This window comes from Streptomyces sp. NPDC090088 (assembly GCF_044747345.1).
Classification (GTDB): Bacteria; Actinomycetota; Actinomycetes; order Streptomycetales; family Streptomycetaceae; genus Streptomyces.
Window position 1 is genome coordinate 601,953 of record NZ_JBIVDZ010000005.1, and the last position, 24,093, is coordinate 626,045.

General features: G+C 71.4%; 19 protein-coding genes and 1 pseudogene. 10 read left to right on the forward strand and 10 right to left on the reverse strand.

Going from position 1 to position 24,093, the window contains the following annotated elements; all coding sequences use genetic code 11:
- Positions 1 to 488 precede the first annotated feature (488 nt).
- Positions 489 to 641, forward strand: coding sequence for a hypothetical protein (locus ACIPSJ_RS26510; protein ID WP_401349601.1), 153 nt, complete (start codon positions 489 to 491; stop codon positions 639 to 641).
- Between the two features lie 671 nt (positions 642 to 1,312).
- Here ACIPSJ_RS26510 and ACIPSJ_RS26515 read toward each other — a convergent pair.
- From ACIPSJ_RS26515 to ACIPSJ_RS26525, 3 genes and pseudogenes are all read right to left on the reverse strand, one after another.
- Positions 1,313 to 2,650 (reverse strand): annotated as a pseudogene (locus ACIPSJ_RS26515) (flavin monoamine oxidase family protein); the annotation flags it as partial.
- A 24-nt stretch (positions 2,651 to 2,674) separates the two neighbouring features.
- Complete coding sequence (locus ACIPSJ_RS26520; RefSeq protein ID WP_401349603.1) at positions 2,675 to 5,629, reverse strand: aminotransferase; 2,955 nt, start codon at positions 5,627 to 5,629, stop codon at positions 2,675 to 2,677.
- A gap of 61 nt (positions 5,630 to 5,690) precedes the next feature.
- The gene (locus ACIPSJ_RS26525; protein ID WP_401349606.1) at positions 5,691 to 6,131 is read right to left on the reverse strand and encodes an Lrp/AsnC family transcriptional regulator; all 441 of its coding nucleotides are present in this window, start codon (positions 6,129 to 6,131) and stop codon (positions 5,691 to 5,693) included.
- Between the two features lie 335 nt (positions 6,132 to 6,466).
- Here ACIPSJ_RS26525 and ACIPSJ_RS26530 point away from each other — a divergent pair.
- The 8 genes from ACIPSJ_RS26530 (at position 6,467) to ACIPSJ_RS26565 (ending at position 14,680) form a co-directional block, all read left to right on the forward strand.
- A protein-coding gene (locus ACIPSJ_RS26530) for an IS5 family transposase (RefSeq protein WP_401350116.1) occupies positions 6,467 to 7,257 on the forward strand; the annotation gives its coding sequence in 2 pieces (ribosomal slippage) (positions 6,467 to 6,788 and positions 6,788 to 7,257; 792 coding nt in all).
- A gap of 809 nt (positions 7,258 to 8,066) precedes the next feature.
- On the forward strand, positions 8,067 to 9,101 hold the full coding sequence (locus tag ACIPSJ_RS26535) for an SCO3242 family prenyltransferase (RefSeq protein WP_401349609.1): 1,035 nt from the start codon (positions 8,067 to 8,069) through the stop codon (positions 9,099 to 9,101).
- Between the two features lie 23 nt (positions 9,102 to 9,124).
- The gene (locus ACIPSJ_RS26540; protein WP_401349611.1) at positions 9,125 to 9,970 is read left to right on the forward strand and encodes a sugar phosphate isomerase/epimerase family protein; all 846 of its coding nucleotides are present in this window, start codon (positions 9,125 to 9,127) and stop codon (positions 9,968 to 9,970) included.
- A gap of 48 nt (positions 9,971 to 10,018) precedes the next feature.
- On the forward strand, positions 10,019 to 10,768 hold the full coding sequence (locus ACIPSJ_RS26545) for an EboA domain-containing protein (RefSeq protein WP_401349614.1): 750 nt from the start codon (positions 10,019 to 10,021) through the stop codon (positions 10,766 to 10,768).
- Between the two features lie 2 nt (positions 10,769 to 10,770).
- On the forward strand, positions 10,771 to 11,625 hold the full coding sequence (locus ACIPSJ_RS26550; protein ID WP_359226871.1) for a TatD family hydrolase: 855 nt from the start codon (positions 10,771 to 10,773) through the stop codon (positions 11,623 to 11,625).
- Between the two features lie 7 nt (positions 11,626 to 11,632).
- Positions 11,633 to 12,790 carry a metabolite traffic protein EboE gene (gene eboE / locus ACIPSJ_RS26555; RefSeq protein WP_401349617.1) on the forward strand — a complete coding sequence of 386 codons (1,158 nt, stop codon included), beginning with the start codon at positions 11,633 to 11,635 and terminating at the stop codon, positions 12,788 to 12,790.
- Between the two features lie 53 nt (positions 12,791 to 12,843).
- Positions 12,844 to 14,151, forward strand: a complete 1,308-nt coding sequence (locus tag ACIPSJ_RS26560) for an alkaline phosphatase family protein (RefSeq protein ID WP_401350118.1) — start codon at positions 12,844 to 12,846, stop codon at positions 14,149 to 14,151.
- A gap of 55 nt (positions 14,152 to 14,206) precedes the next feature.
- Positions 14,207 to 14,680: a GAF domain-containing protein gene (locus ACIPSJ_RS26565; protein WP_401349619.1), complete on the forward strand. Its 474-nt coding sequence runs from the start codon at positions 14,207 to 14,209 to the stop codon at positions 14,678 to 14,680.
- A gap of 486 nt (positions 14,681 to 15,166) precedes the next feature.
- On the opposite strand, the gene ACIPSJ_RS26570 is transcribed toward ACIPSJ_RS26565, so the two are convergent.
- Positions 15,167 to 15,877 carry an alpha/beta hydrolase gene (locus tag ACIPSJ_RS26570; protein WP_401349622.1) on the reverse strand — a complete coding sequence of 237 codons (711 nt, stop codon included), beginning with the start codon at positions 15,875 to 15,877 and terminating at the stop codon, positions 15,167 to 15,169.
- Here ACIPSJ_RS26570 and ACIPSJ_RS26575 point away from each other — a divergent pair.
- On the forward strand, positions 15,869 to 16,204 hold the full coding sequence (locus ACIPSJ_RS26575; protein ID WP_401349625.1) for a tannase/feruloyl esterase family alpha/beta hydrolase: 336 nt from the start codon (positions 15,869 to 15,871) through the stop codon (positions 16,202 to 16,204). The genes ACIPSJ_RS26570 and ACIPSJ_RS26575 overlap by 9 nt on opposite strands.
- 16 nt (positions 16,205 to 16,220) lie before the next feature.
- Here ACIPSJ_RS26575 and ACIPSJ_RS26580 read toward each other — a convergent pair whose 3' ends face one another.
- The 6 genes from ACIPSJ_RS26580 to ACIPSJ_RS26605 are packed head-to-tail and all read right to left on the reverse strand — an operon-like array spanning position 16,221 to position 24,081.
- On the reverse strand, positions 16,221 to 17,657 hold the full coding sequence (locus ACIPSJ_RS26580; protein ID WP_401349627.1) for an aldehyde dehydrogenase family protein: 1,437 nt from the start codon (positions 17,655 to 17,657) through the stop codon (positions 16,221 to 16,223).
- A 4-nt stretch (positions 17,658 to 17,661) separates the two neighbouring features.
- Positions 17,662 to 18,990 (reverse strand): MmgE/PrpD family protein, encoded by a 1,329-nt coding sequence (locus ACIPSJ_RS26585; RefSeq protein ID WP_401349629.1) that lies wholly within the window; start codon positions 18,988 to 18,990, stop codon positions 17,662 to 17,664.
- Positions 18,991 to 19,043: 53 nt separating this feature from the next.
- A complete protein-coding gene (locus tag ACIPSJ_RS26590; RefSeq protein WP_401349631.1) occupies positions 19,044 to 20,651 on the reverse strand; it encodes a thiamine pyrophosphate-binding protein in 1,608 nt (535 codons plus the stop codon).
- A gap of 1 nt (position 20,652) precedes the next feature.
- Positions 20,653 to 21,669 carry a hypothetical protein gene (locus tag ACIPSJ_RS26595; protein WP_401349632.1) on the reverse strand — a complete coding sequence of 339 codons (1,017 nt, stop codon included), beginning with the start codon at positions 21,667 to 21,669 and terminating at the stop codon, positions 20,653 to 20,655.
- Positions 21,656 to 23,059, reverse strand: coding sequence for an FAD-dependent tricarballylate dehydrogenase TcuA (gene tcuA, locus ACIPSJ_RS26600; protein WP_401349634.1), 1,404 nt, complete (start codon positions 23,057 to 23,059; stop codon positions 21,656 to 21,658). Before tcuA ends, ACIPSJ_RS26595 begins: the two co-directional genes overlap by 14 nt.
- Entirely contained in the window at positions 23,056 to 24,081 is a 1,026-nt protein-coding gene (locus ACIPSJ_RS26605; protein ID WP_401349636.1) for an ABC transporter substrate-binding protein, read from the reverse strand. The genes tcuA and ACIPSJ_RS26605 overlap by 4 nt, the downstream gene beginning before the upstream one ends.
- Between the last annotated feature and the right edge of the window lie 12 nt (positions 24,082 to 24,093).

Here is a 24,093-nt window from a genome sequence, read left to right on the forward strand (position 1 = left end):
GGCCCCGCACCGGGCCGGACCCGGTCGCCGCCGTCAGGACTCCTCCCGCGGTGACCCGGTCGGCCTGCGCAGCCGCAGCAGCAAGGCAGTGATCTCGGAGGCGAGGAACCAGGCAGCCAACCAGGCGGTGTCCGATAGGTCCTGTGACTACTCCGCGATCATATGGTTCCGTTCTATCTGTATGCCTTGGTCGCGAGCGGGCAGACCATGCGGATCCAGAAGCGTGACAGGGCGCCGTGGTGAGCGTGGTGCTGATACCGCTGGACCGGTTTCCCGCCGCCCGGAATTCCGAGGACTTCGCCCCTTGTACCCTCAGTGCCGCTCAGCGGGACTTCGGCGAGCTTGCCAGCCGGGCGGCTCTGGGGGAGCCGCAGGTGCTCCTGCACGGCTCCGCACCGGTCGCGGTCCTGCTGCCCGACGGCCCGATTCACCGTGCTCCGTCATCCGATCCGACCACGGCCGCCGGCGCGGTGACCGCAGGAGACGCAGTGAGCCCTTCGCCCCGCGACAGCCTGCCCCGTCGGCCCGCCACGCTCGGCGACGCGATCGGCACCGCCCTGGACTCCGCCCCGGCGAGCGGCCCGCCCATCGGGCTGTCCGCACTGGACATCCTGGCCGGACGCATCCAGGCCCAGCGCTGACGACATCTTCCGCCGGATTCTGCCCGCCGAGACCTGCGGGGAGTACCTGTGTCTGAAGCAGGGCCCGCTGACTCCGCACGAGCAGGAGGTCGCCCAGCGGCTGCGGCAGGCTCCCCTGATGATCGACGACGGCAGCGACCTGACTGCCGGGGCGATCGCCGAGACCGCCCCGTATGCCGACGGCCCGGCTCTCGGGGTCGTGGACCGCCTCCGGAGCGCACACAGCGCCCGGTTGCCCGCTGTCCGGGGACCGCCTGCCGTCTGCCTCCCAGGTCCTGGCGACACTGGCCTGCACGCTCCACGTCCCGGTTCTGGCCGTCGTGGACAGCAACGATCCCGCGCTCCTGGGTCTCCTGGACGCCGACGTCACGTTGACGCTCGCGCCGACCGATCATGGCGGCCTCGTCGTCGGTGCCGAACGGGGTGATGGCCGGCAGCGGGGCGAACACTCCCGCTGGGCGAGTTCCGCGCGCGGGTCCACGTCCGCGAACACGGTGGGCCCGACGAAGTACCCGTCGGCGAGATCCCGCCACGGCAGCGCCCTCCCGCTGCTGTTCGACGAGGTCCTCGGACGCCTCGCCAACAGCGGTCGTACCGTCTTCCGCACGGCGTACCTGCACGTCAATTCCCGCCGGGCGATTCCGGTCGCTGCGGAGCTGCGCCTGGACGCGTCACCTCGAAAAGGGCACTCCCATGGCGAGTCCGGCCAGGGAGACCGGTGCACCGAGGATGCGTTCGGCCACGCGATGTCCCGAGTGGAGCGCGCCGTGGACGGTGGCCGGCTCGTGGCCACACGTCGCCTCTCCCGCGAAGTGGAGCACGCCGTCGACGGGGCCCGCCATCGCGTCGTGGTCGGCGTGCGAGGAGCCGACGGCAACGTAGGAGTACGAGCCGAGGGCCAGCGGGTCGATGCCCCAGCGCGTGATCCAATGCGCCACCGGGTCGGGGAGGGAGTCGCCGTAGATCGTGCGCAGGGAGCGGAGCACCGACGAGACCACCTCTTCGTCGGACATTTGCTCAATCTCCCGGCCCCAGGCGCCGCCGGCGAAGGTCAGCAGCATCGGCTCGCCGCTCACCACGGAGACGTCGTACCAGGAATGCCAGGGGACGCCGGGCCGGCCGTGCTGCCGGATCGCGTAGACATCGTGCTGCCAGAACCGCTCCGGGAACTGCAGGAAGACCTTGTTGAACACGCCCATGCCGAGTCGGGCGATCGGTCCCGCGACGGCGTCGGGCAGAGCGGGAGTGAACTCGATCGCCCCTGCCTTGAGCACGCCCAACGGCACGGTGACGACCACCTGGGCGGCGTCGAAGGACTCGGTCTCCGTGCCGACCCGTACACCGGTGGCCGACCTGGTGACTGCGGTCACGGTCATTCCCAGACGCACGTCGAGGCCTTCCGCGAGAGCGTGGGCAACCATCTCGTAGCCGCCTGGGAAGATGACTTCGTCACCGTCGATGGTGTCCTCGTCGAGGGCGTGCGCGGCGACCTGCTCGGCCTCCGCGCCACACTGTTCCTCCGTGCGGTGCCGATAGAACACGCGGAGCCGTTCGGCGCGTTCGGGTTCCCATCCGGTCGCGGTAAGGGTGCGCTCGGCCGCGGCGGCGTAACTCTCCTCGGAGCCGGACACCGCGATGGTTTGTTGGAAGAGCGCGTCCGCCGTGTCGACGTCGCCGGTCCATCGCCGTGTCGCGTCGTGGTCCAGCAGGTGCCCCGCTTCGTCGTAGTCGGCGATCGGCCGTCCGCCGGCCTGGAAGCTCCCCACCGTGAACTCCCGCGTCTCCATCCCGAGCGCGGTGACGAGATCCGTGAGCGGGTTGCCGGTGAGGCCGTGGATCCATGAGGCGCCGCGGTCGACGGAGAACCCCGCCGTGCGGTCCGTCCACAGCCGCCCGCCGACGCGGTCCCGTGCTTCGAGCACCACCACCCGCTGTCCCGCGGCGTGCAGCAGCCGCGCCGCGGTGAGGCCGGCCATTCCCGCCCCGACGACGATCGTGTCCATCATCTTCGCTTTTCTCCAGTGAGCTTGAGGTCAGCCGGCGTGGCCGAGTTGGGTCAGGGCCAGGTCGAGTGTGTCCGCGAAGAAGTCTGCGGCCGTGGTGTCGATGCACAGCGGGGGCTTGATCTTCAGGATGTTGAGGTGGTCACCGGTGGGCTGGACGACGACGCCGAGGTCGAGCATGCGGTCGCAGAGTTCGGCGGTCTCCTCGGTGGCCGGCTCCAGGGTGGTCCGGTCGCGGACGAGTTCGAGGCCGAGATAGAGGCCCGAGCCGTGGACCGTGCCGATGACGGGGTGGCGGTTCGCCAGGACCCGGAGCCGGTTCTTGAGATGGCCGCCGACCCGGACCGCGTTGCCCTGGAGGTCCTCGTCGCGCAGGGTGTCCAGGACGGTGAGGCCGACGACGCTGGAGACTGGGCTGCCTCCGGTGGAGGAGAAGAAGTAGCCCTGCTCGCGGTACCGGTCGGCGACCTGCCGGGAGGTGATCACGGCGCCGAGCGGGTGCCCGTTGCCCATGGCCTTGGCCACACAGACGATGTCGGGGACGACCTGCTGCTGCTCGAAGCCCCAGAACCAGTGGCCGAGTCGGCCGTAGCCGACCTGGACCTCGTCGGCGACGGTCAGGCCGCCGTGCCGGCGGACCGCCGCGTACACCTCGGCGAGGTAGCCGTCGGGCAGGGCGACCCCGCCCGCGTTGCCGTAGAAGGTCTCGCTGACGAACGCCCCGGCGGGGTGCCCGGCGGCGGCCAGTCCGTCGATCACCGCCGCGGCCTCCGGCGCGTAGCGTGCCGCGTCCGTCCCGCGGTGGCGGCCCCGGTAGGAGTTGGGCGAGTCCACGGTGTGGACCCAACGGGGGCGGGTGGCCAGGGCGTTCGGGTTGTCCTGGAGGGAGGTGGAGACTGCGTCGGAGGCGTAGGTCCAGCCGTGGTAGGCCTCCCGCACGGCGACCACGTCGGGTCGGCCGGAGGCGCCGATGGCCAGCCGCAGGCCCAGGTCGACCGCTTCGGAGCCAGAGTTGACCAGGAATACGGTGTCGAGCGGCTCGGGCAGCAGAGCCGTGAGGCGTTCGGTGAACTCCACGACCGAGGCGTAGTGGAACCGCGAGTTGGTGTTCAGTCGCCGCAACTGCCGGGCCACCGCCTGTTCGACGCGGGGGTGGGCGTGGCCCAGCGGGGTGACGTTGTTGACGATGTCCAGGTAGGAGCGGCCCTCGGTGGACAGCAGGAAGTGGCGCCAGCCCCGTTCGATCCGGGGCGGGGCGGCGTAGTAGTGCTCCTGCACCGTCGCGAACACGGCGCCGCGCCGCTCCAGCAGGTCGGCGCGCTCCGTGCGGTCGGTCGCGGGCAGACCCAGCAGCGGGGCGGGGTCGGCGGTGAGCGGCAGCCAGCCGGCGGCGTACTCGGGACGCACCAGAGGCGGGACTTCCGGGCTGTCGGACCCGCGCAGTGTGAGGCGGGCGCGGCTCCCGGCGGGGAGGTGGACCAGGTCGTCGCCCGCCCTCACCGTCGCACCGGCCGCGACCGCGGGAGCGGTGGCGGGGAAGGACACCGTCAGCACGAACGCGCCGTGGGTGATCTCCAAGGTCCCGGCCCTCGCGGTGAGGACCTCCCCGGCACCAGGGGCCTGGAGCACGGTTGCGCGGCCGAGCCGCAGGTCGATGCCGGTGGGAACCGTCGCACCGGAGCGCGCGGACAAGGCAGGGGCCCCGCTCAGCCGCGCCTGCGCGTACCGGGTGGCCGTCGCGACCGCGCCGTTCGTGAGCGCGGCCGCCGCGTACGCATCCTCGGCACCGGAGTCGAGCCAGGCCCCGCCGTCCATGGAATCGGAGTCGGTGGACAGGTCGAGTACGGCGATGCCGTCGGCGGCGATGCCGCGCAGCAGGGGGAGTTCCGGGACGTCGGCCGCGACAGGCACGCCGGCGAGATCGATCGCGTCCATGATGAGCCGGGTCATCACCGGCAGCGGCAGGCGGACGGCCTGTTCGAAGACATGCCACTCACGGTCGAGCGCGCCCGTGGCGTAGGCGTTGTCCGTGTCGACGGCGGCCTGCTGCCGCCCGCTCACGACGAGGACGGCGGCGCGCAGCACCACGAGTGGCCAGAGTGCCTCGGCCTCCGGGGCGGACAGCGGTCGCACCGCGTGGAAGGCCCGGACGGCGGGCAGCACGTGATGTGGTTCGACGCCGTCGTGGTGGAGCATCGAGGAGAGGGACACGGCGAGTTCGCCGACCGCCCAACTCGTCGTCAGGTCACCGAAGTCGATGACCCCGTCGGGCATCGGCGGGCGGCTGCCGGGGCGGCGGATCAGGTTGTCGTCGGTGAGGTCCAGATGCACGGCCTGCTGCGGCAGCGCGGCGGCGACCTCTTGGACCCGGGCCCAGGCCTCGGCGGTGGCGTCCTGGACGGCCGTCCGCCGGTCGGGCTCGTCGATGTGTCGGGCGAGGTGTGCGACGACGCGGTCGGAGTGCCGCGGGTCCCACTGGAGCACACGGTCGAGGCCCGGGTGCCGGAAGTCGCGCAGGGCGGTGCTCATCTTGGCGGCGATCGTGCCCATCGCCGCCACCGTGCCGGGGGACAGGTGCCGCGGTCCGGAGAGCGCGTCGCCGGGCAGGTGCCGCAGCAGCCGCGCGACGGCCAGCCCGTTGTCGGTGTCCACCGTCGTGCGGCGGGGGGTGCCGTCGGGGTGGCGCAGGACGGTGGCGACCCGCAGCTCGGGGTACGCCGAAGCGACCAGGTCGGCGGCGGCGTCCTGGGCCTCGACCTCCACGGGGCCGAAGGCGGGGTTGGCGATCTTCAGAACCGCCAGGACCGACCCAGCCCCGTCCCGCAGCGCGAAGTTGGCGTCCTGCTGGCTGCCCAGGGAGTTTGCATGCGCTGCGATTCCGAGGTTCTGAGCGGCTATGTGCTCCGCCTCGGCCGGTGTGGTCCGAGGCGCGGGGAGTGCGCCCTCGGCGAAGAAGTCGATCGTGCGGTGCTCGGTGTGCGGCATTGACGGGGTCCTCGGCGTGGTGCGCGGGCGGGAGCGGGGCGGTTCGGGGAGGACGGCCGCCTCAGTCGACGTGCCACAGGAAACGGTGGGTGTGGATCGCGAAGTACGGGAAGTTCTCCACGGCCGTGACGCCCTCGACGGCGCGTACGACATCGTTGACGAAGTCCAGCAGGTCGTGGGGCCGCGCGCAGACGACCTCGACGAACAGGTCGAAGGTCCCGGCGGTCAGGACCGCGTACACGACCTCGTCGTGCTGTGAGAGCGCGTCGGCCACGGCTCGGGGATCGCCGTCGATGTGCAGGCCGAGCAGGGCCATCGTCTGGTGGCCCATGGTCATCGGATCGGTCACCCCCACCACCTGCACCGCCTTGGCGTCGATCAGGCGCTGTAGCCGGAGCCGTGCGGCCGACGGCGACAGACCCACCTTGGGTCCCAGGTCGGCGTAGGGGATCCGGCCGTCCACCTGCAACTCCCGCAGGATGGCGCGGTCGATCTCATCCATGAAGCACCTCTTCGCTGCCGGAACAGTGGCCATGAAGACCGATGCGAGCACCATGCCGGTTTTCTACGCTCGAATCAAGTGTCCTGACGATTGAATCGAGCGTTCGATGCGAGGGGGGAAGCGCGCTGCCGACCGGGACGAGTCGAGGCCTCGAGGTGGGGGCGCCGCCCGGACCGGGCCGGAGGCGGACGGGTGTGCCGCTGCCCGATCGACGGCTACGCGGTCCGGGACGGGGGATCTGGTCTAAGAGGTCCTAACAGAAGCTGTTGATCAGGTGACTTTCGGTTTGGGCGGTCGTTGGTCTGGTCCTGGGGAATCGTCAGTCCCGGCCGTGGATCGTGTCGGATGAACTGTGGTCGCTGATCGAGCCGTTGCTGCCTGTGCCGGGGCCGAAGCTGGTCGAGGGCAGCCCTCGGGTGCCGGACCGGCAGGCGTTGTGCGGGATCCTGTTCGTGCTGCACGCGGGTATCCAGTGGGAGTACCTGCCGCAGGAGCCGGGGTTCGGCTCGGGCATGACCTGCTGGCGGCGGCTGGCCGCCTGGAACGAGGCCGGCGTGTGGGACGATCTGCATCTGGTGCTGCTGAAGAAGCTGCGTGCGGCGAAGAAGCCGGACTTGTCGCGGGCGGTGATCGACTCCTCCCACATGCGGGCGGCCCGCAGGGGCCTCAAAGCGGTCCCAGCCCGGTCGACCGCGCACGGCCGGGCAGCAAGCACCATGTCATCATCGACGCCCAGGGCATCCCGCTCGCGGTGTCGCTGACCGGCGGGAACCGTAACGACGTCACGCAGTTGCTGCCTCTGGTCGACAAGATCCCGTCCGTCGCCGGGACCGTGGGCCGTCCCGGGCGGCCCCTGGACGCCCTGCTGGCCGACCGCGGCTACGACCACGACAAGTACCGGCACCTGCTGTGGGCCCGGGGCATCCGCCCGCTCATCGCCGAACGAGGCCCGCCCCACGGCACCGGGCTGGGCATCTTCCGGTACGTCGTCGAGAGAACGACCGCCTGGCCGCACGCCTTCCGCCGCCTGCACATCCGCTGGGAACGACGCGACGACATCCACGAGGCATTCCTCGGCCTCGCCACCTGCCTCATCACCTACCGGCACATGCAGCGCCTTTGTTAGGACCTCTTGGAGAATCCGGTGATCGGCGTTTGGGGGACTGTGCGTGCAACGCGACGGTCTCATCCCGCTCGTCGACGGCGGGAGCGGTCCGTTGACGGTCGACGGGCAGCCGGTGAAGCGATCCGTCTACGGCTTCCATCGCTTCACCGAGACGTTGGGCCGCGCCGGCCATCCTTCCCTCACCTTGCCCTGCGGGTTCACGGGAGTCGGCCTGCAGGTCATCGGACCCCATCACGCGGGCGACGCGGCCGTGTGCGCGGCAGCCATTTGCGAGCACCACTCCGGGTGGCGCCTACACAGGCGCCACTTCACCGGAGTGTGGCGACGGCGCGGAGGGCTGCCTCACCAGATTGCCCTCGGTTTCATGAGGTCGCTCAGCTCGTACACGGGGATGCCGGGAGAGGGCGACAGCGCCGCTCGCTGATCGGTGGACAGGCCTGGGGGGACGGCATCCGTGAGAGGGGTGCTGCCGCGCGTGGTGCGACGCAACAGGAGGCCGGTCGTTGCGTGGAGGTGCTGGTGCTGCGGAGTGTGAGCGATAGGCGTAGTGGCAGCGCTGGCGCGTTCCCTGTGGCGTTGCTCGTGCAGAGCGAGGCCGGTGTCGGCCGCCCCGCCGGTGCTGTCGTCGAGGCGGAAAGAGGTGTGGAGGTGACTGCGGCAGGTGCGACGACGGCGCCCGAATCGCCTCAACTCGTCATTCTGACCCTAGAGTTGAGGATTCGGGAAGTATCTCATGTGTTTCCTTTGTCACTTCCGTCGGTGTGGGTGATGCGCATGAAGTTTCAAGTTTTGGGATTAGGGTGCGGTTCATGAAAGAGCGGAGACGCTTCTCCGACCTCGCGCTTCTCGTCCGGGCGCCAGCCGCGCTCAGTGTTCCCGGTGATGTGCTCGCTGGGGCGGCGGCTGCGGGAGATCCCCTGAGCATTCGGACACTCGGCGCCATGGGCTCGTCCGTGTGCCTCTACTGGGCCGGCATGGCCCTCAACGACTACGCCGACGCCACCGTCGATGCCGTGGAGCGCCCCGAGCGGCCGGTGCCGTCGGGCCGGGTGCCCCGCCGTACGGCGCTTGCCGTCGCCGGCGGTCTGACGGCTGCCGGTCTGGGACTGGCCGCCGTCACCGGAGGGCGCCGCGGCCTTGTGGGGACGGTACCTCTGGCGGGACTGATCTGGGCCTACGACCTCGGTCTCAAGGGCACACCGGCGGGACCGGCGGCCATGGCGGGAGCGCGCACCCTGAATGTCCTGACAGGCGCGCTGGCGACCGCCCCAGGCCAATGGGCCGGCACGGCCCTGCGCAAGGGCGCGGGGCCGGCGACACTGGTCGGAGCCCACACATACACGCTCATGGCCCTGAGCCGTCACGAGATCCACGGCGCCCCCGCCCGACTGCCGGCCGTGACCCTCGCCGCCTCCACCGCCACGGCAGTCGCGGCCGCCGCTCCGGCGGTACGCGCGGCAGTCCGGGAAGTCCGGCGCTCCGCACCCCCGCTCCTCGCCCCAGGCGCCGTGCGCCCAGGGCCCGCACTCACCGTCCGGGGCTCACCCCGGTCGACACCCGGCTTCACTCCCTCCGAGCCCATCGCCAACCCTGTCGGGACCACCCCCCTCGTCACTGTCGGCGCCGCCCTCGCCTACCTCGGCGCCTACGGGAGCGCCCAGCTCAAAGCCGTCCGCAAGCCCTCCGGGGAGAACCTGCGGAAGGCCGTCGGCTCCGGAATTCTCGCTCTCATCCCGCTGCAGGCGGCGCTGACCGCACGAGCCGGGGCACCGGTCGCCGCCGCGGTCCTCGGCGTCGGCCACCCCCTCGCGCGACGGCTCGCCCGGCGCATATCCCCCACCTGAACGCTGTGTGAGGTACCACCAGTATGGAACCACCCCCCACGCCCCTGAAGTTCGGCTACGGCACCAACGGCTTCACCCACCACCGGCTCGACGCGACCCTCGGCATCCTCGCCGACCTCGGTTACGACGGCGTCGCCCTCACTCTCGACCACGTCCACCTCGACCCGTACGCCGAAGACCTGTCCCGGCGTCTCACCGCCCTGGCCCGGTCCCTCAACCGGTACGGCCTGGACGTCACGGTGGAGACCGGCGCGCCCTATCTCCTTGATCCCCGGCGCAAGCACCTCCCGACGCTGATGTCGCAGACGGACGGACGGAGAACCGATCTGCTCCGCCGGGCCGTTCGGATCGCTGCCGACCTAGGGTCCCCCACCGTGCACCTGTGCAGCGGCCCGGCGCCGGACGGGCTGTCGGAGGCGGACGCCTTCAAACTGCTGGCGTACGGACTGGCGACGGTGCTCGAGACGGCGGAGCGGTACGGTGTGGCGCTCGCCTTCGAACCGGAGCCGTACATGCTCGTCGACACCGTCGAGCGCTGTCTGCGTCTGGCTGGACTCCTGGGCGGTCACGAGCTGTTCGGCATCACCCTGGACATCGGGCACGCCCACTGCGTGGAGGAGCGTCCCGTGCTGGAGTGCGTCCGGCTGGCGGCGCCGCGGCTGCTGAACGTACAGATCGAGGACATGCGGCGCGGTATCCACCAGCACCTCGAATTCGGCGCCGGCGAAGTCGACTTCCCGCCGGTGCTCGCGGAACTGCGCGCCCTCGGGCACCGCGGGCTGGTCTCCGTGGAGATCCAGGGCGGTGCCCTGGACGCCCCCGAAGTCGCCCGGCGTTCCATCGAATTCCTCCGCGCCGCAGTGGCGTAACCCCCTTCCTGTCCTACTCCTCCCGCCCCACCGGAGGCTCGGTCCGCCATGCCCCCCACCCCTCTCCTCCCGCCGGCGACACCCCCCGACCCCCGCCCCCTCCTGAGCCCGACCGCCCGCATCTGGCTGGACGCCTCGGCCGCTCGGATCGCCGACCGGCCCACTGCGATCCGGGCCCTGTTCCCCGCGGCCCGAAGATGCTGCGGACAAGCTTCCCTCGACGAACACTGGACGACGGACGAGGCGGTGCGCGCCGCCCTGCTCACCGCGCTTCCGCTGCGCGGCCAAGCCCTCGCCGACGAGGTGGCGGGCCTGTACCGGCACGGGGATCCGGCCGAACAGCGCGCGATCCTGCGCTCGTTGCAGCTGCTCCCCGCCGCTGATCAGGACCCGTTCCGCGACCTCGCCCTCACCCTGGTGCGCGAGGCCCTGCGCGGCAACGACACCAGCGTCGTCGAAGCCGCCCTCGGCCCGTACACCGCGGCCCACCTCCCGGTCGGTGAATTCCGCCAGGCCGTCCTCAAGTGCGTCTTCCTCGACATCCCGCTCTCCCGCGTGACCGGAGTCGACCTGCGCGCCGACGAGGAACTGGCCCGCATGCTGGCCGACTTCGCCCACGAACGCATCGCCGCCGGCCGGGACGTGCCGCAGGACATCTGGCCCCTGGTCCGTCCCCACCACGACATCGCGGACACCCTGGCCGTCCGGGCCCGCACCCTTGCACCCACTCGCCCCGAGGCCGCCACCCGCGCCCTGACCGCACTCGGGGCGGTCGTACCACTTGAGGAAGAGTCCTGACCGTGCGCATCTTCGACCCCCACATCCACATGACGTCCCGCACCACCGACGACTACGAGGCCATGCACGCCGCCGGAGTGCGCGCCGTGGTCGAGCCGGCCTTCTGGCTGGGCCAGCCCCGCACCTCGCCCGAGAGCTTCTACGACTACTTCGACGCGTTGCTCGGCTGGGAGCCCTACCGCGCCGCCCAGTTCGGCATCCAGCACTTCTGCACGATCGCGCTCAACCCCAAGGAGGCCAACGACCCGCGGTGCACCCCCGTGCTGGACGAGCTCGACCGCTATCTCGCCAAGGACCGCGTCGTCGCGGTCGGCGAGATCGGCTACGACTCGATGACTCCCGAAGAGGACGAAGCGCTGGCCCGGCAGCTCCAACTCGCCGTCGACCACGGGCTGCCGGCCCTGGTTCACACCCCGCACCGCGACAAGGCGGCCGGCACCCGCCGCACCCTCGACGTGGTACGGGAGTCGGGTATCGCCCCCGAACTCGTCCTGCTCGACCACCTCAACGAGCTCACTGTGCGGCTGGCCCTCGACAGCGGCTGCTGGGCCGGGTTCTCGATCTACCCGAGGACCAAGATGAGCGAGGACCGCATGGTCGAGATCCTCAAGGAGCACGGCACCGAGCGGGTGCTGGTCAACTCGGCAGCTGACTGGGGGCGTTCGGACCCGCTCAAGACCCGCAGAACAGCTGACGCGATGCTCGCCGCCGGCTTTGACGAGGACACGGTGGACCGGGTCATGTGGCGCAACCCGGTCGCCTTCTACGGACAGAGCGGCCGCCTCGACCTCGACGAGCCCAAGCCGGACGAGGCCTCGGCCTTCCAGGGCAACTCCATCCGCCGCGGGGGAGAGTGAGCCGCCCATGCGCTTCCGGCACCAGGACGGCACCGTCGTCCACCTCGGCTACTGCAGCAACGTCCACCAGGCGGAGGACCTGGAGGGCGTCGTGGCCCAGCTCGCCCAGTACGCCGAGCCTGTGCGCGAACGGCTGGGCGTGGGCCGGCTGGGCCTGGGCCTGTGGCTCGCGCGTGACGTCGTGTCCGCACTGGTCGCGGACGCAGGCGAATTGTCGCGGCTGAAGAGCGAACTCGCCGCCCGTGGCCTGGAGACCGTCACCCTCAACGCCTTTCCCTACGCCGGTTTCCACCGCGACGTCGTCAAGAAGGACGTCTATCTCCCCGACTGGGCGGACGAGGCCCGGCTGGAGTACACCCTGGACTGCGCCCGGCTGCTCGCCGCCTTGCTGCCCGACGACGCCGAGCGGGGGAGCGTCTCGACGTTGCCGCTGGCCTGGCGGGAGCCCTGGCCGGCGGAGCGGGCCGGGGCCGCCCGGAGTGCCCTGGACCGACTGGCCGACGGGCTGGCCGCCATCGAGCGCGGCACCGGCCGCCGTATCCGCGTCGGCTTCGAACCGGAGCCCGGCTGCGTCGTCGAGACCACCACCCAGGCGGTACGGGAACTGGGCGGCCTCGACCCCGAACGGCTCGGAGTCTGCCTGGACGCCTGCCACCTCGCAGTCCAGTTCGAGGACCCGGCCGCCGCCCTGAACCGGCTGTCCGAGGCGGGTATCCCCGTGGTGAAGCTCCAGGCCTCCTGCGCCGTCGAGGCGGCCGACCCCACAGACGGCGCGGCCCAGGCCGCGCTGCGCAGACTCGCCGAACCCCGTTTCCTGCACCAGACCCGGACCGCTCACCTGGGGGACGTGCTCGGCACGGACGACCTCGGCGAGGCCCTGGACGGCGGGCTCCCCGCGGCCCCCGGCCCCTGGCGGACCCACTTCCATGCTCCCTTGCATGCGGACCCCGAGCCACCGCTGCGGACGACGGCCGCCCACCTCACCGACGTACTCGCCGGACTCCTCGGCGGACCCGCCGCCCACTGCGACCACATCGAGGTCGAGACCTACACCTGGTCCGTCCTCCCCGAACCCCCCACCGACCTCCCCGGCGGCATCGCCGCCGAACTCGCCTGGGCCGGCAACCGATTGACCGGACTCGGCCTCAAGGAGCAGCCGTCTTGAAACGCCTCGTCGTCCTCGACATCGTGGGCCTCACCCCGAATCTGCTGCGACACATGCCCGCCGTCGCCGCCCTCGGCGAACGCGGCTCCCGGGCCCGCCTCGACACCGTGCTGCCCGCCGTGACCTGCACGGTCCAGTCGACCCTCCTCACCGGTGAACTCCCTCGCGTGCACGGAGTGGTGGGCAACGGCTGGTATTTCCGGGAGCTGGGCGACGTACTGCTGTGGCGTCAGCACAACGCCCTGGTCGGCGGTGAGAAGATCTGGGCGACGGCACGAAAGACCGCCCCCGGTTACACGGTCGCCAACGTCTGCTGGTGGTACGCCATGGGCGCCGACGTCGACTGGACCGTCACCCCGCGCCCGGTCTACTACTCCGACGGTGCCAAGGAACCCGACTGCTACACCTGGCCGCCGCCCCTGCACGACGAACTCACCGACCGGCTGGGCCCGTTCCCGCTGTTCACCTACTGGGGACCGAACGCCGGCCTGCCCTCCACCCGGTGGATCCTCGGCGCCGCCCGCCAGATCTTCGACGAGAAACAGCCCGACCTCACCCTCGTCTACGTCCCCCACCTCGACTACGAGCCTCAGCGCACCGGCCCCACCTCTCCCGAGACCATCCGCGCCGCACGTCAACTCGACGACGCCCTCCGCCCGTTGATCGACCACTTCCATCGGGCCGGCGCCACCGTCGTGGCATTGAGCGAGTACGGCATCGCCCCCGCGTCCCGTCCCGTCGACATCAACCGCGCCCTGCGCCGGGCCGGACTGCTGGAGGTGCACACCCAGGACGGCATGGAGTACCTCGACCCCTGGACCTCCCGCGCCTTCGCCGTCGCCGACCATCAGATCGCCCACGTGTACGTGACGGACCCGGACGACATCGCCGGGGTCGCCAAGCTCCTCGGTGAACTCGACGGCGTGGCACAGGTCCTGGACGCGGACGGCAAGACGGCCCACGGACTCGACCACGAGCGTTCGGGTGAACTCGTCGTGATCGCCGACCCCGACGCCTGGTTCACGTACTACTGGCTCGACGACGCCCGCGCCCCCGACTTCGCCCGTCAGGTCGAGATCCACCGCAAACCCGGCTACGACCCGGCCGAGCTGCTCTACGACGACACGGTCCCGGCGGTGAAGCTCCGCGCCGTCGGCTCGGTGGTGCGCAAGAAGGCCGGTTTCCGCTACCGCATCCGCACGGTCCCACTGGACCCCTCCCGCGTGAGCGGCAGCCATGGCCGCCTGCCCGATGACCCCGACCACGCCCCCGTACTCCTCTGCTCCGCGCCGGAGTTGAAGCAGGACGCCTACGCGGCCACCGAAGTGAAGGCACTGCTCCTGCGACTGGCAGGCATCTGACCCCCGACGGCCGCCCCCTGCGTTCTGCCACTCTTTCCGTCATCAAGGAGCACAGATGTCCACCCCCCTCAATGAGACCGTGATACGAAACGCCCGTCCCGACATCGCCGCCTGGCTCGCCGCCTTCGTGGAGCGGCAGGGCGGCTTCCTCGGCTCCGTTCACCTCGCCGGACTCGTGAGAGACGGCGAGATCGCCCTCGTGGCGGCGCACAACCTGCCGCCCGCAGTGCAGAACGGCACCTCCGTCATCCCTTTCGGCAAGGGGATGGCCGGAACCGCCCTGCGGCGCCGGGAGGCCGTCGCCATCGACGACTTCCAGAACGACCCCACGGGCGTCGCCGTCAAGGCGGGCCGTGCCGCCGGGGCGAGGGGTTCTCTCACACTTCCTGTCTTCGATCCGGACGACGGCACACGGGTGCTCGCCGTGGTCGGGCTCGGCTTCGACGAGATCCGCGCGTTCACCGATGACGAGATCGAGACGTTCAACAAAGACGCGGCCACGATCCTCCACGTCATCAGGGCGCGCTGAGCCGACAAGCGTGGTTCGAAGAGGGTCTGCTCGCAGAGTGCCGCAGGTGTTCTCCGGCGCTCTGCGAGCCTCCCGGGTCGGCCGGTTCCTCGCCAACAGCAGTCCCGTCGAGATGAGATCAGCGTGTGCGCACCTTCGGTGTGAGCCGTTCGGGCCGCCACGCGGCCGGCCACGGTACGGCGGTCAGCCGGGCTCGTCTCCCGAACCGGTCCGGCGGCGTATGTGTTGCGGCTCGCCGTCGACGCGCACCTCGTCTGCCCCGATGCGCCATGGCAACGGATCGACGGTACTGGATCCTGGTCCCTACGTGAGCCCTGTGCCCCGGGGGCGGTTGTCGCTCCGTTCGGGAAGACGGTGAATTGTGCCGGTGAGGATGCCGGACTTCGGTGGGGTGCGGGCGATCAGGGTGACGGCGAGGTGGCGGGCGGCATCCGGTACGCCGTTGTGTTCGATCCGGCGGTGCAGCAGGCTCGGCCGCGCCCGATCTCAGGAGTTGCAGGTGAGGTCCGCCTTCGGCAGGTGTCCGTCGGTGAGGTAGGCGTCGACTGTGCGGGTGACGCAGGCGGGGGCGCCGGGGAGGGCGTAGACGGTGTGGCCGCGGCCGCCGTGGATGTACACCAGACGCGATCCGTGCAGGGCGCGGTGCAGGGCACGGCCGCTGGAGAGGGGGGTCTGGGGGTCCCACTGGTTCTGTATGACGAGGGCGGCGGCCGTGTTGTCGACGCGGGTGGCGGGTTCGGCGCCGCGGGGCCAGAACGCGCAGGGGGTGATGTTGGCGGCGAAGTCGCCGTAGAGGGGGTGGCGGGCCTTCTCGTGGCGGGCGTCCCGTTGGTAGCGGGCGGGGTCGCGGGGCCAGGAGACGGTGTTGTCGGCGCAGGTGATGGCCCAGTTGAGGCCGACGGCGTTGTCGTTGGCCGGGTCCACAGCGCTGTCGAGGACCGTGCGGTCGCTGTGGTGAGGGAAGAGCTGGGTGTAGACGGCGCCGAGATAGGTGCCGTAGGACCAGCCGATGTAGGAGAGCTTCCTCTCGCCCAGGATGCCGCGGATGATGTCCATGTCCCGTGCGGTGTTGCGGGTGTTGATGTACGGCAGCAGTCGGCTTCCGTTGCGGGTGGTGCATTTGGCGGCGATGTCACGGGCGGCGAGTCCGCCACCACGGACTTCGCGCGGCTGCTCCTGCTCCCCAGCGTGGCCCACTGCGGCGGCGGCCAGGGCCCGGACAGCATCGACGCGCTCACCGCGGTCATCGACTGGGTCACCGCGGACCAGGCCCCTGACAGCCTGCTCAGCCAGGGCCTCGACAGCAGCGGCGATGTCACCGCCGCCCGGCCCGCCTACCCGTTCCCGAACAGCGCGGTCAATACCACGGGCGGCTCGGCGGACGACCCGGACAGCTACACGTCACAGGTCTCCACCGCCGAACGGGATCTGACGGTCGACTACCTCGGCTCGTTCCGCTCCGGCTACGAGAAGGTCGGCAACTGGGTCGACGGCCAGTGGGTGACCACCTCCGGCAAGAGCTGACGGTTCCGGCCGCGGATCAGGCACCGCGGGGCGGCCGGTGCCTGATCAGGACGGTCCGCGAGTCGGTCATGTCACGCACCGCGTACGCGGGACCCTCCACGCCCTGGCCGCTGTCCTTGACTCCGCCGTACGGCATCGGGTCGGGATGGCAGCTGGACGTGTCGTTGACGACCACCCCGCCCGTCGCCACGCGCCGGGCGAAGGCGAGGGCGACGTCCAGATCCTGGCAGAACACGCCGGCCTGGAGGCCGTAGCGGGTGGCGTCGGCCAGGCACACCCCCTCGTCGAGGCCGCCCACCGCGGCGATGGCGACCAACGGCGCGAACGCCTCCTCGGAGGCGAGCCGGGCCCGTTCCGACACCCCGGACAGCAGGGCGGGGGCGATCACCGAGCCCGACCGGCTCCCCCCGGTGAGCAGCCGGCTCCCGTGACCGACGGCGTCCGCGACGAGCTGTTCCGCCCGCGCGGCCGCCGCCGCGCCGATCAGCGGTCCGACCTGGTTCCCGGGTGCCCGGGGGTCGCCGTACGGGACGGATGCGACGAGGTCCGCGAGCCGTCCGGTCACCTCCTCGGCGATCGCCTCGTGCACGAGCAGGCGCTGCACGGACGTGCACACCTGGCCGGCCTTGCGGTATCCGGCGCGGACGATCAGAGGCAGGGCGTGGTCGAGGTCGGCGTCGCGCCAGACCAAGGTCGGTGAGTTCGCGCCCAGTTCGAGGTGGGTGCGGGCGAGGCCGCTGACGGCCCGGATGTGCCGGCCGACGGCGGTCGACCCGGTGAAGGTGATGTAGCGGACGGCGGGGTGCCGTACCACCTGCTCCCCGACCGTCCCACCGGAGCCGGGGAGCAACTGGACCAGGCCGTCGGGCAGTCCGGCCTCGACGAGCGCCCACACCAGGGTGATCGCGCCCAGCGGGGTCTGCTCCGCGGGTTTGAGCACCACCGCGTTCCCCGCGGCGAGCGCGGGTGCGAGCTTGTGGGCGACGGTGCTGAGCGGGGCGTTGAAGGGAGTGACGGCGGCGACCACGCCGACCGGTGTGCGCAGGGTGAGGCAGAGCGAGTCCTCGTGGCCCGGGGCGGCCTGGACGGGGACCATCTCGCCGGTCAGCCGGAGGGACTCCTGGGCGCAGAGCTCGAAGACCAGCAGGGTGCGGTCCAGTTCGGTGGCGGCGTCCGCCGGGGTGAAGCCGGTCTCGGCCACGTACTGGGCGAGGATCGGGTCACGCCACTCGTCCAGCAGCCGGGCGGCACGGCGCAGGACCAGCGCCCGCCGGGCACAGGGGAGCCGGCCCACGCTCCGGGCCGCCGAGGCGATCGCCGCGTCGACCTGGTCCGGCCCGGGGACGTGGGGTTCGGCGATGACGTCGCCGGTGTACTTGTCGGCCACGGGGAGCCTGTCGTGGCCCTTCACCCATGCCCCGTCCACGAGGAGTCCGGTGCCTTGGTCCAGCATGTGCTCAGCTCCATTCCAGAGCGCTCAGCCGCGGGAGAGCGGGCAGTTTCCACAACGTGTCCGCGATCGCGTCGGCGCGTTCGCGGCCGAGGAACCCGGGTACCAGCTCGTCGTACTTCTCCCTCAACTCCGCGTCGTCCAGCGGGTCGTCCGGGTCGCCCTTGCGGGTCAGCCGTAGCCGTTCGCGTACGGTGCCCCGCCGGTCGGTGACCCGGACCCGCGCGGCCCGGCGGCCGGGGGCCAGCGCGTCCAGCTCCGGGTCCACCCGGGTCGTGGTGCGGGCCACGATCGTCCGGATCACCGGGTCCCGCAGTGCCTCGGGGGAGAAGGCGCGCAGCCTCACGCTGCCCAGCGTGAGGGCGGCGGCCACGGTGTACGCCAGGCTGAACCTCGCCTCGTCAGGTTCCCGGGGGTCGGTGCGGCCGGCGACCCGGGTGGCGGTCTCGTAGGTCTCGATCTTCACGGACGTGACGTCCTCAGGTCGTACCCCTTCGGCACGCAGCAGGAGCGCGGCATCGATCGCGGCGAAGGTGTGGCCGCAGCAGGCGTGGTACTTCGCCGTGGTCGCCGTGACGGCGAACGGTTCGCCCAGACCGGAGACAGTGAGGCCGGTGATCCCGGCGGTGGCGGCCCCGAACCCCGCCGGTCCCTCCAGCACGTCCAGGGCGCCGCCGAGCCCCTTGCCGGCGGCGAGCGCGGCCGTCACGCCGGCCTCGGCGGCGTGCCCCGCGTGCAGCGGTTTGCCGGTCGAGGGCGAGCGGAAGGTCCCCTGCAGTCCGGCGGCCATGGTCGCGGCGAGCGCGAGGGCGCCCGCGAACCGCTCGGGCCCCAGGCCGAGCAGCTCCGCCGCGGCGGCAGCGGCGCCGAAGGTGCCGACCGTTCCGGTGGTGTGCCAGTTCCGGTAGTGGGCGGCTCCGACGGCGAGGGCGATCCGTGCACCGATCTCGTATCCGATGGTCACGGCACGCAGGAACTCCTCGCCGGAGCAGTCCAGTCGGTCGCCGACCGCGAACGCGGCGGCGATGGTCGGGGCGCCGGGGTGGTAGAAGGCGTCGCGGTAGATGTCGTCGAGTTCGGCCGCGTGGGCGGCGGTTCCGTTGAGCAGCGCGGCGGTGCGTACGTCGGCGGTCCGCCCGGAGGGGATGAGCCGGGCCGGACCGGGGGCCGGCGCGAGGGCTTCGGTCAGGCCTCGGGCGGCGGGCGTCTCCGCGCCCGGGACTGTGGCCGAGACCCAGTCCACCACCGCGCGCACGGCCGCGTGCCGTACGTCCTCGGCGAGTGGTACCGCCCGCTGGGCCACGGCGAACTCCGCCAGCTGTGCTACGACGGTCATTGCGGCTCCGCTCTCTGGAACTGGGCCTCGTACTGGTCGGATGCGGAACGGGTTCAGAACTGGGCCTCGTACTGGGCGGGTTCGATGCGCGCCTCGATGAGCAGCGGCCCGGTGCGGGACGCCAGTCCGGCCGTGGCCTTCTCCAGCTCGGCCACCGAGGTCACGCGCACGCCGTCGCAGCCCATGGAGCCCGCGAGCGCGACCTGGTCGACCTCGTCCAGCCGGGTCGCCGTGCTCCGGTAGCCGAGGGCACGCTGCTTGAGCTCGATACGGTTGAGACTGCCGTCGCAGAACACCACGACTGCCAGCGGCAGTCGGCGGGAGACCGCCAGCCGTAGGTCGGTGGCGGCCATGGCGAAACCGCCGTCGCCGATGAGCGCGACAACCGGGACCTCCCCCAGCGTCAGCCCGGCGCCGATCGCACCGGGGAGCCCGAAGCCCATGGAGGACAGGCCGTTGCTCATGAGCACGCCGCGCGGCTCGCGCGTCTGCCAGCCCTGGCCGACGAGGAGTTTGTGCGAGCCGACATCGCAGGTGACGACGGTGCCGGGAGGAGCGCCGGCCCGGACGGTGTCGATGACGTCGGTGGGGTTGAGACGGCCGACCACCCGGCCCGCGTAGTAGGCCGTGCGGAGCCGGGCGCGGTGCGCGGCGACATCGGCCTCGCTCCAGCGGGGCTCGCCCCGCCAGCCGTCGGCGAGCCAGTCCAGTCCGGTCGAGACGTCCCCGACCAGTTCGCAGTCGCTGGGGTAGACCTGGTCGGTGTTGGGCGTGGTGTCGACGTGCAGGACGGGTGTCCGCAGGGACCACGGCTTGATGAGCTCGACGGGGTCGAACCCGGCGGCGACGACGAGGTCGCTGCCCGCCAGGAAGTCCCAGAGCACCTGGTTGCAGGCCATGTCGAGGACACCGGCGAAGAGCGGGTGGTCCTCCGGGAACACCCCTTTGGCCATCGGCGCGACCACCACCGGGGCGCAGACCGCCTCCGCCAGCCGGATCAGGCTGCCGGAGGCTCCGCACCGGGTCGCGGCGGCCCCGGCCAGCAGTAACGGGCGCCGGGCCGCCCGCAGCAGCGCCGCTGGGTCCGGGGCTCCGGGTGCCAGGTGGACGCGGACGCCTCCGGCGGCGCCGTCGAGCGGCGGCGGCGCGACCTCGGTGTCGGGTGCGGGAGCGGCGAACGTCTCGGCGGAACCGGTGAGGTGGACCGCGCCAGGGCGCTCCGCGACGGCCAGCCGCAGCGCCTTGCGCAGCACGGCGTCGACCGACCGGGGGTCGATGCGACCGGCCCACTTGGCCACGGGCGAGAACAGCAGCTTGTGGTCCACGACCTGGTGGGTGACCAGGTCCTCGCGGCCGGCATCGATCTGCCCGGAGATCGCCAGCAGCGGAACCCGGTCCCAGGTGGCGGCCGCCACCCCGTTCACGATCGAGGTCGACCCCGGCCCCAGCGTCGACAGGCAGACGCCCGGACGACCGGTCACCATCGCCTGCGCCTCCGCCATGAACACGGCCGTGCCCTCCCGACTGCCGGGCACGACCTCGACGCCGGCGGCCCGCAGCGCCTCCATCAGTTCGATGATCGGGTCGCCCGGATAGGCGAATACGAACCGCACCCCCGTGGCACGGACGTACTCCGCGACGACCGCGGCGGTGTTCCCCATGTCAGCCCTTCCGTCGCTCCAGGTTGTCGTGGTGCATGGACAGCAGCCGGAAGATCCAGTGCGTGAACTTGGTGTACGGGGAGATCGCGAAGGCGACGGCCACCGCGGCCACGTGCAGCAGGAGCAGCGGCCCGAAGGCGACGGTCTCCCTGAGCAGCAGCGTGAGCATCCCGGACGCGGCGAGCACGAGCAGCGCCCACAGGAACCCCGTGCCACCGCCGCGGAGCCACAGTCCCGTTCCGCCTACGATCACCGCGATCCCGCCGGCGCTGCCGCTGATCACCGGGATCGACAGGTAACCGAACGGCGGCTGCGTGCCGAGCACGTTCTGCAGGTACGCCGCAGCAGTCGTCGACAGCACACAGAGCCCGAAGCCGTACAGCAGGACCAGGTGGAATCCGCGTCGGCCGGGCACCTCGCAGCCCGCGCCGCCGCCGGTCATGTGCCGCAGCCGGGCCGCCTGGGTGAGCGTGGCGGCCCAGCCGCGTGGCCGGAACAGGTCGGTGACCGGGCCGTGGATGTCGCGCCAGTAGCCCAGAGCCGCCCGGCCGAGCACTGCGAGGGCCCACACGCTCGGCGCACCGACCGCGAGGAGCACCTGCGTGTGCGGAAGGATCTCGTACGGGTCTCCCGCCGACCGTGCCACGACGAGCGGACGGCGAGTGAACAGGAGCGAGAGCAGGGCGAGTACGAGGAAGACCGCGGCGAACGCGATGCCCGTCCCGGCGCGACCCGGCGCGCGGTGCGGCCAGGTGTAGCGGCGGTAGGTGTCCTCCCTGACCGCCGTGAAGGCCTTCGGCGGGTCCACCGCGAACTCGTGCGGCGGGGCGTACATGCACGCGCTGAGGCAGTCGCCGCAGTCGTGGCAGAGGTTGGCGAGGTGGGTGAGGTCCGCACGCTCCAAGTCCGTTTGCAGCTCCAGCGCGGGCCAGACCGGGCAGTAACCGGCGCAGTAGCGGCAGGAGTTGCAGATGGTGAGCTGGCGCCGGGCCTCGGCGAAGAGGTCATCCGAGGGCATGCCGGGCGGCCTCCCTTCCGGCGATACGGCCCCAGACGGTGCCGATGGTCATGCCGAAGCCGGCGAGGTACCCGGTGGAGAGGATGTTCCCCGACATGATCTCGCCGGCGGCGAAGACGTTGCGGAAGGTGTCGCCCTCCGCACGGCGCACCCGCGCCCGGTCGGTGACCGCGACGCCGAGGTAGGTGAAGGTGATGCCGGGACGCATCGGCACGGCGCGGTACGGCGGAGTGTCCAGCCGCTGGGCCCAGTTGCTCTTCGGCGGGTCGAGTCCGGCGGTCGCCCGGCCGTCGGGGCGGGCCATCGTGAAGGGCCGGCGCGCGGCACCGCCACGGTCGACGGCCGCGTTGTAGGCGTCCACGGTCTCGGTGACAGCGCGCTGGTCCAGCCCCAGCAGCCCGGCGAGTTCCTCGACCGTCTTCGCCGTGTACGACCCGTACATCGGAGGCAGAAAGGCCCCTTGGACCTTCGTGTCCCACAGTGCGTAGGCGATCTGCCCGGGTTGCAGGGCGATGTTCCTGCCCCAGATGGCGTACCGCTTGGGCCAGATGTCCTCGCCCTCGTCGTAGAAGCGGTGGCCCTCACGGTTGACGACGATGCCGAACGGGATGGAGTCGATGCGGGTGGCGATGCCGCCGTCGTACCGCGGGCTGCGCGCGTCCACCGCGACGGCGTGGAACCCGCGTTCCTCGCCCGCGCGCCGGGCGCCCGCGTCGAGCAACTCACGCAGCACGGTGCCGTCGTTGTACGACGGTCCGCGCACGTGGAAGCCCTGGACCGCGTCGCCCCAGTAGCGGCCCAGCCAGCCCAGGTCGGCCTCGAAGCCGCCGCTCGCGCAGATGACGGCCGCCGCCCGGATCCGGCGTCCGTCGGCGGTGCGCGCCTCCGTGCAGGTAGGGCCGTCGAACTCCAGGTGCGTGACCGTGCGGTCGTAGGCGATGCGTACCCCGGAACGCTCGGCGGTGCGGTAATAGGAGTTGAGCAGTGCCTTGCCACCGCCGAGGAAGAAGCGGTTCGTGCGGGCGAGGTTGAGGGTGCCGGACAGGGCGGGCTGCCAGTGGGCGCCGTGGGCGGTCATCCAGGCTGGAGCGTCCATGGATTGACGGATCGTCAGGTCGGCGAGGCGCTCGTCACCCGGTCCCGTGCCGACCGAGTACAGGTCGTGGCGGAGTTCGTCGTAGGGGTAGGGGCCGGTGGTGAAGTCGTCGCCGGTGTCATGGGCGCAGCGGATGTTGCGGGTGTGGCGGCTGTTGCCGCCGCGGAAGGCCGCGGGGGCGCGTTCCAGGAGCAGCACCCGGGCTCCGGTGTCGGCGGCGGTCAGCGCGCTCACGAGCGCCGCGTTCCCGCCGCCGATGACCAGGACGTCCGTCTGTTCGCCGGCAGGGGTCACGTCTGTCGCAGGTTGGCCGGTACGAGTTGGTCGTAGTCGGGATCCTCGGTGATCAGGCCGGCGGACTTGTGGAAGGCGACCGCGGCGTCGAAGGAGGAGCGCTTGAAGGCGTTCGTCGTCGGGATCTCGCTCTTCAGGAGTGGGATCAGCGCGTCGAGGGTGGCGTCCGGGAGCCCGCTGCGGTACTCGGCGAGCAGTTTCCTGACGACGGTGGTGTCGTTGCCGTGGATGTCCTTCTTCGCCCGGACGAGCGCTCTCTGGAAGGCCGCGATCTCCTTGGCCTTGTCCTTGAGGATGCCCTGGGTGGTGAAGATGACGCCGTGGGACACGTTCACCAGCCCGGGGATGTCGCCTCGGGACGGTGAGATGTACAGGGTGCCGACGCCGGTTCCCTCCGCCTGCTGGGCGAGCGGCTGGGCGAAGGACAGGGCGTCGACCTGGCCGCCCTTGAGGGCGCCGAGCGCCGCACTGGGCTCGCTGCCGAGGTTGACGAGCTGGGCGTCCTTCTTGGAGTTCATGCCGACCTTGTCGAAGAGGTAGATGACGAGCGCCTCGGTGCCACTGCCCGGTCCGGTGATGCCGATCTTCTGGCCGCGCAGCGACTTGATCCGCTCGTCGAGCGTGGCGTCGGCCGCCGCGCCCTTGAAGTTCATCCCGGTGATGATGTCGATGTAGTACCGGTCCACCAGGTCGGCGACCAGGCGGATGTCGTCCTGGATCGCGGAGAGTTTGAGGACGTCGGTCATGACCGAGCCGCCGAGTTCGATGCTGCCGGACTTCAGCGCGGCGGCCACCTTGGCGCCGGTGCCGAGGATCGGCGGGTCCCCGAAGGCGACGCCCTCGTCCTTGAAGTAGCCCTTCTTGGTGGCGATGTACATCGGGAAGAAGGCGATCGACTGGCTGACCTGCCCTACCGAGATCTTCCCGGTCCCGGTGGAGGCACCGGACTCGGCACAGCCCGTGCCGGTGAGGGTGACGGCTCCGGTGGCGAGCAGCCCCTTGACGAGTTGCCGACGGTTCATGTGCGACCCCTT

Excerpts from the sequence above, each read along its gene's own strand:
- ACIPSJ_RS26520 (WP_401349603.1), bottom strand. The coding sequence starts at position 5,629 with ATGCCGCACACCGAGCACCGCACGATCGACTTCTTCGCCGAGGGCGCA.
- ACIPSJ_RS26525 (WP_401349606.1), bottom strand. The coding sequence starts at position 6,131 with ATGGATGAGATCGACCGCGCCATCCTGCGGGAGTTGCAGGTGGACGGC.
- ACIPSJ_RS26535 (WP_401349609.1), top strand. The coding sequence starts at position 8,067 with ATGAAAGAGCGGAGACGCTTCTCCGACCTCGCGCTTCTCGTCCGGGCG.
- ACIPSJ_RS26540 (WP_401349611.1), top strand. The coding sequence starts at position 9,125 with ATGGAACCACCCCCCACGCCCCTGAAGTTCGGCTACGGCACCAACGGC.
- ACIPSJ_RS26545 (WP_401349614.1), top strand. The coding sequence starts at position 10,019 with ATGCCCCCCACCCCTCTCCTCCCGCCGGCGACACCCCCCGACCCCCGC.
- eboE (WP_401349617.1), top strand. The coding sequence starts at position 11,633 with ATGCGCTTCCGGCACCAGGACGGCACCGTCGTCCACCTCGGCTACTGC.
- ACIPSJ_RS26560 (WP_401350118.1), top strand. The coding sequence starts at position 12,844 with ATGCCCGCCGTCGCCGCCCTCGGCGAACGCGGCTCCCGGGCCCGCCTC.
- ACIPSJ_RS26565 (WP_401349619.1), top strand. The coding sequence starts at position 14,207 with ATGTCCACCCCCCTCAATGAGACCGTGATACGAAACGCCCGTCCCGAC.
- ACIPSJ_RS26580 (WP_401349627.1), bottom strand. The coding sequence starts at position 17,657 with ATGCTGGACCAAGGCACCGGACTCCTCGTGGACGGGGCATGGGTGAAG.
- ACIPSJ_RS26585 (WP_401349629.1), bottom strand. The coding sequence starts at position 18,990 with ATGACCGTCGTAGCACAGCTGGCGGAGTTCGCCGTGGCCCAGCGGGCG.
- ACIPSJ_RS26590 (WP_401349631.1), bottom strand. The coding sequence starts at position 20,651 with ATGGGGAACACCGCCGCGGTCGTCGCGGAGTACGTCCGTGCCACGGGG.
- ACIPSJ_RS26595 (WP_401349632.1), bottom strand. The coding sequence starts at position 21,669 with ATGCCCTCGGATGACCTCTTCGCCGAGGCCCGGCGCCAGCTCACCATC.
- ACIPSJ_RS26605 (WP_401349636.1), bottom strand. The coding sequence starts at position 24,081 with ATGAACCGTCGGCAACTCGTCAAGGGGCTGCTCGCCACCGGAGCCGTC.